The organism is Lentzea fradiae (genome assembly GCF_900100955.1).
Lineage (GTDB): Bacteria > Actinomycetota > Actinomycetes > Mycobacteriales > Pseudonocardiaceae > Lentzea > Lentzea fradiae.
Map to the genome: position 1 here is coordinate 410,912 of NZ_FNCC01000010.1, position 6,570 is coordinate 417,481.

Below are 6,570 nucleotides of genomic sequence, written 5' to 3' on the forward strand. Positions count from 1 at the left end.
CGCAAAGACGAACCGAGGTGGCTCACATGCTCGTGGAGAACCTGGCCGAGACGTTCGTCGAGCTCGCCGACACCCTGGTCGCGGACTTCGACCCGGTCGAGTTCATGCACCTGCTGGCTGACCGCTGCGTCACGGCCCTGGGCGTGGACGCGGCCGGCATCCTGCTCGTCGACGACCAAGGCGAACTGCAGGTGGTCGGTGCCTCCAGCGAACGTGCGCGCGTGCTGGAACTGTTCGAGCTGCAGCACAGGCAGGGCCCGTGCATGGAGTGCTACCTGAGCAGCGAACCGCTCACGGTCGCCGGGTTCAGCGAGCCGCGCCAGCGGTGGCCGGCGTTCTCCGCGGCGGCGGTGACGGCGGGGTTCGGCGCGGTGCACGCCGTGCCGATGCGGCTGCGCGAGCAGACGGTGGGCGCGTTGAACCTCTTCACCGTCGCGGACAGCGCGCTCGGCGACACGCGGGCCAGGGTGGCGAGGGCGATGGCGGACGTGGCCACCATCGGCCTGCTCCAGTCACAGGTCATCAGTGGCCGGGAGCTGCTCGCGGAGCAGCTGCGGCACGCCCTGCGGAGCAGGGTCCTCATCGAGCAGGCCAAAGGTGTGCTCGCCGAGCGCCTGCAGGTCGACATGGGCGAGGCGTTCGACCTCCTGCGCCACCACGCGAGGAGCAACCGCCTGCACCTGAGCCTGGTGGCACAGGACGTCGTCGACGGCACGATCGACACGACCGTGCTGACGGCCGGCAGGTCGTGACAGCCGGCGGCCTCATCGCCAGGCGGGAGCATTGTCCTCCTCGGCGTGGACGACCATCGACTCCAGCACAGGGCCTCCGAAGGTGGTGACCATGGGGACGTCCGCGGCATCCCTGCCTCTGCCGATCACGACCCTGCCCTTGCGGGGCACGCCGTTGCGCGGGTCGAAGGTCCACCAGCGGTCTCCCAGCCAGACCTCCATCCACGCCGCGAAGTCCATCGGCGCCCCGTCCGGCGGCACGTCCAGGTCGGGCAGGTACCCGAACACGTAGCGGGCGGGAATGTTGAGCGCACGGCAGAACGAGATCGCCAGGTGCGTGAAGTCCCGGCACACTCCGATGCCCGTGGCGTTGACGTCGGCCGCGGTGGACAGCGGCGTGGAGGTGCCGTAGCCGAACTCCAACGACTCGTGGACGTGCCGGCAGATCGCCCGGACCCTGCCGTAGCCCGGCGGATGCGCGCCGAACCTCGACCAGGCCTCGTCGCCGAGCACGTCGGACACGCAGTAGCGGCTGGGCAACGTGTACAGCAGCACTTCGCCGGGGAGGTCGTCGGGCCACCTCTCCGGAGCGTTCTCGTCGACGTCCTCGACGTGATCGGGCACGTCCGCCCAGGCCGAATAGCGCACCGTGGACAGTCCGGGCGGCAGCACCAGACGCGCGAGCCAGTTGCCGTACACGTCGAAGTGGTCGCGCACGGGAACCTCGGGCTCGGCGAACAGGTTCTCGCCGCTCACCCGCACGTGGTTCTGCCGGTCCGGTCTCACCATGAAGACCGCCGGTGTGGGCACCTCGGCACGGTAGGTGAACGCACAGCCGACGCGGAGCAGGCGAGTGCCCCGCGTCGATCGCGCCTCGCCGCTGTGGCGGGAGGTCAACGCACCCGCTCGGGGATGTGGTCGAGCGCGCGCAACACGTGCACGGCCAGGTCCCGCGCGGCCTTGTCGCCGAGCTCGGTGCGGCCGGTCAGCACGTCCTCCACCACCTTGAGCCGGCGCTCGTAGGAGGAGGTGAAGGTGGAAGTCGGTTCGGTCATCGTGCTTCTCTCGTCTTCTGCTGGGGTATCCGGCCGCCCTCGCCCTCCCAGTTGTCCACAGTGGACCTCTCGGCCTCCTCGGACCTCCGGACGCCGGTGCGGAGCAGGGCCTCGACGGTGTCGGCGTTGTCGCGCTGGACGGCGGACATCATCGTGTGGTGGGCGGCGGACGGCTCGGTGTCCGGTGGGACGACGAGCAACGCGATGCGGCGCCGGTCACCCGCGACGAGGTCGAGGGTGTGCGCCGGCCGGGACCAGAACCCGCTGAGGCGGACGCGGACGCCGTCCACCGCGATCTGACGCGGGGCCATGTCCCAGTCCGTCAGGGTGTAACTCACCCGCGGGATGTCGCCCAGCCGAACTGCCAGCACCGCGAGCAGTGCGGGCAGTTCGGCGGCGAGGTCCCGGGAACGCGGCCACCACGCACCGTCGACATACCCCGTGGTGAGCGCCTTCGGCCGCAACCGCAGTCGCAGTTGGTGGTGCCGAGGCTGCTCGGTGGCCGTGACGGCCGGCGGGGCGATGGACTGGTGCGGAGCCGACGTCATGCCGGAACTCCCGTCTCCGGCCGGAAAAAATGGCCGGTTGAGGTTTCGCCGAGCACGACCTGAGCTTGACTGCACAGGTGCGAAATGTTCTCGGCAAAAATGACTCTACACGCTTTTCCTGCACCAGACCGATTGTGAGCCCACTATTTCCGAGTTCTGTTCTCCCGCCAGAACTCGACCGTTCGGCCGCACGGCTCCGGCTCGGCTGCCGGCGCGGCCCAGTGCGGATCCACGAGAAGTCGCCGAAGAGTGTCCGGCCCGCGCTTTCGGCGCTAAGCTGGGAAAACCGCCAGGACCCAGCGGCAGCTCCGCTCTCGTGAGAAGACGTCGGTGAGCGCCGCGGGCGAACGTGGTGGGACCTCGGTGCCGGATCAGTCAGCGGAAGTGGCGACCACGACGACTGAGAGGTGACCGAGGTGTCGGACCACCAGGTGGCACAAATGTTCGTCGAACTCGCCGATGCGCTCGTGGAGCGTTTCGACAGCATCGAGTTCCTGCACCTCCTGGCCGAGCGCAGCGTCCGGCTGCTGCCGGTGGACGCGGCGGGAATCCTGCTGGCCGACGAGCACGGAGCGCTCGAACTGGTGGCCGCGTCCAGCAGGCTGGCTCGTCCGCTCGAGCACTTCCTCCTGCAGAGCGCGGACGGACCGTCCGAGGAGTCGTTCCACTCCGGACAGACGGTGCGGTGCCCCGACCTGAGAACGCTGCCACCGCGCTGGCCCCGGTTCGCCTCCGCGGCGGTGAAGCTCGGGTTCCTCGCGGTCGACACCGTGCCCATGCGCCTGCGCGGCGAGGTGGTCGGTTCGCTCAACCTGTTCCGGACGTCAGCGGGCGCGTTGCCCGCCGAGGCAGAAACCCTCGCGCGGTCCTTCGCGAACGTGGCGACGATCAGCCTGTTCCAGGTGCGTCCGGGCGCGGCCACCCAGGCGGTAGCCGAGCACCTGGAGACGGCGCTGTCCGACCTCGTCGTGATCGAGCAGGCCAAAGGCCTGCTGACCGAGCGGCTCGAGATCGGTGTCGCGGACGCCTTGTCCCTCATGCGCAACTACGCGCGCAACACCGGTCAGCTGCTGTCGGACGTCGCCAGGCAGGTCACCGAGCGCTCACCGTCGGTCTCCGGGCTGACGAGGATCAGCAAACCGCATCCTCGCTGGTGAGACGGGAGCGCCCGCACGCCAGCGCCTCGTCCACGTCGAGGTGGAGGTCCAGCACACCCGTCAACCCGGTGATGATCAGCGGCAGCCGCACCGGCCGAGTGCGCGCGACGACGCACAGCACCGTGCCCCTCAGCTGCGCCCTCTCCCTGACGACGACCAGGACGGTGAGTCCGGCCGCGCAGAGGAGATCCACCTCGCCGAGGTCGAGGACCAGGTGATGGGCGGACCGCAGCTGTTCGTCGATCCGGTCGTGCAGCACTGAGCAGCTGCTCGTGTCCACCTCGCCGTGCACGGCGAGGACGACCGCTCCTGTGGGGGCGGTCCACTCGGCGATGGCGAGAAGGTCGGTGGGACGAGTGCTTGCCTGAACGGCCCGCGAGCCTGCGGCGCTGGTGAGTTCGGTGTGCACCTGGGAGCCTTCCTCGACGGCTGACGCTACGCCGGGGTCCAGGGCACGTACCGGAAACGGTACACCCCTGCGCGGAACTTCCGAAAGCGCTGCGGGCCGCACGACCTCCCGGACAAGACGATCCAGTCCACTGTGGATGATCGACGACACCGGCCGCGCGGCGGTGGAGTAGCGTCGGGCCATCAACGACTCGGTGAACGAAGAGGGACCTGCCCAGAGCTCCACCCGGATCACGGGGAGGATTCGCGCGGGCGCCGCCGTGGTGATGGCCCTGCTCGCGCTCCTCGCCGTGGCGCTGGCGGTGGTGCTCGGTGCCGACCACGCGGGCGCCGTGCTGTTGGGGGCGCTCGGCTGGTTCGTCGCCCTGGCGGCCCGGCTGCCGGTGCTGGGTTCCGCCGGGAGGCTGCACGCCCTCCGACGGCGCGAGACCATCATCGCGCTGGTGTCCGGCGCCACCGACGAGGTGGTCCGGCTCGCTGTGGTCCTGGTCGCCGTCAGCGGTGTGGAGTCGGCGCTCTGGGCAGGGTTCGGCTGGGCGCTGGCCCAGCTCGTCTTCACCGCCGCCACCGAGCTGCCGAAGTTCAGCTGGCCCGTCGGCCGGCAGGCGGCTGAACAGCTCAAAGCACAGGGTGGGTTCGTCAGCACACATCCGCTCCACAGCGCGGTGCGCGGCGTCACGGCGATCTCGTTCCACCTCGGGGCGACCCTGCTGCTGAGCGCCGGGCTGTGGTGGGTGGCGGTGACCGCGTCCGCGCACGTCCTGGTGAACATCGGATTCGCCCGCTGGGCCGGGAAGCGGCTCGTGGCGGTCGAAGTGTTCGCCGTCGTCGTGGGCGCGGTGGTGCTGGTGGCAGGACTGACCGGTGCCGATGTGCTCGGCTGACGGCCCTGGAGAGAGCGTGCGCCGGGGGACGCACGCTCCCGTGGAGCGACAGGAACCGGTCAGCTCTTCTTGAAGATGTCCTTGACCTTCTCGGCCGACTCCTTCAGGGTGCCCTTCGCCTGGTCCGCCTTGCCCTCGTTCTCCAGGCCCTGGTCGTCGGTCGCGTCTCCCACGCCTTCCTTGACCTTGCCCTTGACCTGGTCGGCCTTGGCGTCGAACTTGTCGTCGGTGCCCATGTCGTCCTCTCCCCCCACCTGAATCTCAAGTGGGACGTGGACCCTGGATGCCCCCGGCGGCGGACCCCAACCACCGACTTCGCCACCGCCCGTCCGGGTTTGTGGCTCAGATCGCAGGGGAACTCCGTACCGAGGCGTGCGGGCACACCGACGTCCTCACCGATGACCCCAGACCCCGGCGTCGGCGACCGACACCGGCGGTACAGCCGTCGTCAGCATCGAGCGCGAGCACCCGTCGCCCATCCGAACCGCGATTCCCCCGGTGCTGCACACCGGCGCGGCACTGGGCTGGCGCTTCCTGGTCGTGGTGGCCTCGCTCTATGTCATCGGCGTCATCCTCGGCGGGCTGGCGTCGCTGGTCGTGCCGCTCGCGATCGCGTTGCTGCTGGCAGCGTTGCTCGCACCGGCGGTCGGTTTCCTCATGTCGAAACGGATTCCCCGCGGTCTCGCGACCCTGGCGGTGGTCGTGGGCGGACTCGTCGTGCTCGGCGGGCTGCTCACGTTCGTCGTGACGACGTTCGTCAACGGTGTACCGGACCTCGCGGCGCAGCTCGTCCGCAGCGTCGACGCCGTGTCCGGCTGGCTCGTCAGCGGTCCCCTGCACCTCAGCGAGAACCAGTTGAGCGAGTTCGCCGACCGGGCCGTGAAAACTCTGCAGGACAACCAGTCCGGTATCACGTCGGGCGCGCTCACGACGGCCGCGACGGTCGCCGAGACCCTCGTCGAGATGCTGCTCGTGCTGTTCGCACTCGTGTTCTTCCTCTACGACGGGCCGAGGATCTGGCAGTTCCTCATCCGCGTCGTCCCCGCCGTCCCCCGGCGCAGGGTCGACGTCGCGGGCAGGCGCGGTCTGGCCGCTCTGGTCAGCTACGTCCGCGCGACCGGGGCGGTCGCCGTGGTGGACGCGCCGGCATCGGCATCGGGCTGGCCGTGCTCGGCGTGCCACTGGCGGTTCCGTTGGCAGCGCTGGTGTTCATCGGCGCGTTCGTCCCGATCTTCGCCGCGTGGTCCCGGACCTGGTCCATCTCCGGGCTCAGCCAGCGGGTCACCTCGGCGTGGCCGTAGACCTCCAGCGCCGCGGGTGCGTCCTCGATCCGCTGATGTGCCCCGAGTTTGGAGGTGAGGTTCCCCCGATAGCTCGGAGACTTTCAAGCATGGTCCGATAGGGCCTGAAGGGAGTCGTCCGTGGCAGCACCGAAGAAGTACCCCGACGAGCTGAGGGCTCGTGCGGTCCGGCTGTATAGGGAGTCGGATCCGAAGCCGGTGATCCGGCGGCTGGCCGAGCAGCTCGGGGTCCATCACGAGGCACTACGCAACTGGATCCGGCAGGACGAGGCCGACCGCGGGGAGCGGGATGACAGGCCGAGCTCCGGCGAGTCGGAGGAACTGCGCAGGCTGCGGCGGGAGAACGCGGAACTGAAGCGGGCCAACGAGATCCTCAAGGCGGCGAGTGCTTTTTTCGCCTCGGAACTCGACCCGACCCGGCGACGGTCGTGAAGCTCATCGCGCAGCTTCGCGGCCGCTTCGGGGTCGAGCCCATCCTCCGGGTCC

At 69.7% G+C, this 6,570-nt stretch carries 10 protein-coding genes; 5 read left to right on the forward strand and 5 right to left on the reverse strand.

The window, feature by feature from the left end; all coding sequences use genetic code 11:
* Positions 1-26: 26 nt before the first annotated feature.
* The gene (locus tag BLT23_RS25435) at positions 27-752 is read left to right on the forward strand and encodes a GAF and ANTAR domain-containing protein (RefSeq protein WP_090052839.1); all 726 of its coding nucleotides are present in this window, start codon (positions 27-29) and stop codon (positions 750-752) included.
* Positions 753-764: 12 nt separating this feature from the next.
* Here BLT23_RS25435 and BLT23_RS25440 read toward each other — a convergent pair whose 3' ends face one another.
* The 3 genes from BLT23_RS25440 to BLT23_RS25445 all read right to left on the reverse strand — a co-directional run bounded on the left by BLT23_RS25440 (position 765) and on the right by BLT23_RS25445 (position 2,334).
* Complete coding sequence (locus BLT23_RS25440) at positions 765-1,541, reverse strand: transglutaminase-like domain-containing protein (RefSeq protein ID WP_218133881.1); 777 nt, start codon at positions 1,539-1,541, stop codon at positions 765-767.
* Positions 1,542-1,624: 83 nt separating this feature from the next.
* Entirely contained in the window at positions 1,625-1,786 is a 162-nt protein-coding gene (locus tag BLT23_RS40965) for a DUF6307 family protein (RefSeq protein WP_176946914.1), read from the reverse strand.
* Complete coding sequence (locus tag BLT23_RS25445; protein ID WP_218133882.1) at positions 1,783-2,334, reverse strand: DUF5994 family protein; 552 nt, start codon at positions 2,332-2,334, stop codon at positions 1,783-1,785. Before BLT23_RS25445 ends, BLT23_RS40965 begins: the two co-directional genes overlap by 4 nt.
* Positions 2,335-2,774: 440 nt before the next feature.
* Here BLT23_RS25445 and BLT23_RS25450 point away from each other — a divergent pair, with 440 nt between their 5' ends.
* Positions 2,775-3,491, forward strand: coding sequence for a GAF and ANTAR domain-containing protein (locus tag BLT23_RS25450; RefSeq protein WP_143036031.1), 717 nt, complete (start codon positions 2,775-2,777; stop codon positions 3,489-3,491).
* Here BLT23_RS25450 and BLT23_RS40165 read toward each other — a convergent pair.
* On the reverse strand, positions 3,466-3,900 hold the full coding sequence (locus tag BLT23_RS40165) for an STAS domain-containing protein (protein ID WP_176946915.1): 435 nt from the start codon (positions 3,898-3,900) through the stop codon (positions 3,466-3,468). The two genes, BLT23_RS25450 and BLT23_RS40165, sit on opposite strands and share 26 nt — an antisense overlap.
* Positions 3,901-4,093: 193 nt before the next feature.
* Here BLT23_RS40165 and BLT23_RS40170 point away from each other — a divergent pair, with 193 nt between their 5' ends.
* On the forward strand, positions 4,094-4,783 hold the full coding sequence (locus BLT23_RS40170; protein WP_143036033.1) for a hypothetical protein: 690 nt from the start codon (positions 4,094-4,096) through the stop codon (positions 4,781-4,783).
* Positions 4,784-4,842: 59 nt separating this feature from the next.
* On the opposite strand, the gene BLT23_RS25460 is transcribed toward BLT23_RS40170, so the two are convergent.
* A complete protein-coding gene (locus tag BLT23_RS25460; protein WP_090052848.1) occupies positions 4,843-5,019 on the reverse strand; it encodes a CsbD family protein in 177 nt (58 codons plus the stop codon).
* 262 nt (positions 5,020-5,281) lie between these two features.
* On the opposite strand from BLT23_RS25460, the gene BLT23_RS25465 reads away from it, so the two are divergent.
* Both BLT23_RS25465 and BLT23_RS25470 read left to right on the forward strand, forming a co-directional pair.
* A complete protein-coding gene (locus BLT23_RS25465) occupies positions 5,282-6,142 on the forward strand; it encodes an AI-2E family transporter (protein WP_342713694.1) in 861 nt (286 codons plus the stop codon).
* Positions 6,143-6,204: 62 nt separating this feature from the next.
* On the forward strand, positions 6,205-6,516 hold the full coding sequence (locus BLT23_RS25470; protein ID WP_090052852.1) for a transposase: 312 nt from the start codon (positions 6,205-6,207) through the stop codon (positions 6,514-6,516).
* Positions 6,517-6,570 lie beyond the last annotated feature (54 nt).